Origin of the sequence: Mycobacterium sp. shizuoka-1, from assembly GCF_002723835.1 — a bacterium.
Lineage (GTDB): Bacteria > Actinomycetota > Actinomycetes > Mycobacteriales > Mycobacteriaceae > Mycobacterium.
The window spans coordinates 1-1546 of sequence record NZ_BEWG01000097.1; the positions used below are offsets into that span (position 1 = coordinate 1).

Consider the following 1546-nt stretch of genomic DNA (forward strand, 5'->3'; position numbering starts at 1 on the left):
GTGGCGGCGGCGCCACGAGCGGAAACAAGAGCGGCACAGCGACAGTCCGGATCCTGGTCAACGTCCGCAACGATCCGAGCACCAACGGCCCGATCATCGCGCAGTACAGCCCGGGCCAGACATTCAATTACGACAGCTGGGTGATCGGCAACGGCTACTACTGGCTGTCCTACGTGAGCTACTCCGGCGTCCGCCGCTATGTCGCGGAGTCGACGCTGGACGGCAGCACCGTCTACGTCTCCGGCGGGGTGTTCCACTGACCCCGCGGCCGAACTAGACCTGATACACCTTCGGGTCGAGCGTGCCGATGTAGGGCAGATCGCGGTAGCGCTCGGCGTAGTCCAGGCCGTAGCCCACCACGAACTCGTTGGGGATGTCGAAGCCGACATAGGCGATGTCCACATCGGCGCGCACCGCGTCTGGTTTGCGCAGCAGCGTGCACACCCGTAGCGACTTCGGGTGCCGAGTGGCCAGGTTGCGCAGCAGCCACGACAGCGTCAGCCCGGAGTCCACGATGTCCTCGACGATCAGCACGTCACGGTTGTGGATGTCGCGGTCGAGATCCTTGAGGATGCGGACCACCCCCGACGACGAGGTCGACGACCCGTACGAGCTGACCGCCATGAACTCCAGCTGGGTAGGCACCGGGATCGCCCTGGCCAGGTCGGTGACGAACATCACCGCGCCCTTGAGCACAGTGACCAGGAGCAAATCCTGACCGTTCAGCGAGTCGACGTAGTCACGGCCGACGGCACTGGCCAGTTCTGCGGTGCGGGCGTGAATCTGCTCTTGTGACAACAAGACCGATTTGATGTCCCCGGGGTACAGCTCGTGCGCCGACACGCCCACACTGTAGCCAGGACGGGGCCTCCACAACCAATCTCACGCCGGCTCGGTGTACATCACCAGCCTGCCGTCCCGGCGGCCGGCGAACAATCTTTGCTGACGCAGGTCCGAACCGACCGCCACCCCGCCCTGCCCGCGCCAGGCGGTGACCAGCGCATCCACCGCTCGGATCTGCTTGTCGGTGAGGTTTCCCGCCCCGCCGCGCAGCAGCCAGCCGCGGATCACCCGGCGCCGGACCGCCGTGGGCAACTCGCTCAGCGCGGTGACGGCCAGGCTGCCGCCGGACTCGTCGAGGACCGCCTCGGCCAGCGCATCCAGCGCGTCGGTGTCCTCCCGCAGTGCGGCGGCGGTGCGGGCCAGCGCCGCGGCGACACCCCCGCCGAGGACCTCTTCGAGCAGCGGCAACACCTCGCTCCGCAGCCGCACCCGGGTGAAGCGGGGGTCGTGGTTGTGCGGGTCGTCCCAGGCCGTGAGGCCGAGCTCGGCGCACGCGGCGTGGGTGACGTCGCGGCGCACTCCCAGCAGCGGGCGGTACCAGGGCGCGTCACACGCCCGCATGCCGGCAATCGACCGGGCCCCCGAGCCGCGCCCCAGCCCGAGCAGCACGGTCTCAGCCTGGTCGTCGAGGGTGTGCGCCAGCAGCACCGCCGCCTGGCCGCGGGCGGCGTCCAGCGCGGCGTAACGGGCGCTGCGGGCGGCG

General features: G+C 69.4%; 3 protein-coding genes. 1 reads left to right on the forward strand and 2 read right to left on the reverse strand.

Going from position 1 to position 1546, the window contains the following annotated elements; translation table 11 throughout:
• Positions 1–260, forward strand: a 260-nt coding sequence (locus tag MSZK_RS25015; RefSeq protein WP_199203476.1) for an SH3 domain-containing protein, incomplete at its 5' end; no start/stop codon positions are given.
• A gap of 13 nt (positions 261–273) precedes the next feature.
• Here MSZK_RS25015 and hpt read toward each other — a convergent pair.
• Together hpt and MSZK_RS25025 are read right to left on the reverse strand one after the other, a co-directional pair.
• Positions 274–876 carry a hypoxanthine phosphoribosyltransferase gene (gene hpt, locus MSZK_RS25020; RefSeq protein WP_233211504.1) on the reverse strand — a complete coding sequence of 201 codons (603 nt, stop codon included), beginning with the start codon at positions 874–876 and terminating at the stop codon, positions 274–276.
• A gap of 6 nt (positions 877–882) precedes the next feature.
• A partial coding sequence (locus MSZK_RS25025) for a tRNA lysidine(34) synthetase TilS (protein WP_233211505.1) occupies positions 883–1546 on the reverse strand: 664 nt, incomplete at its 5' end.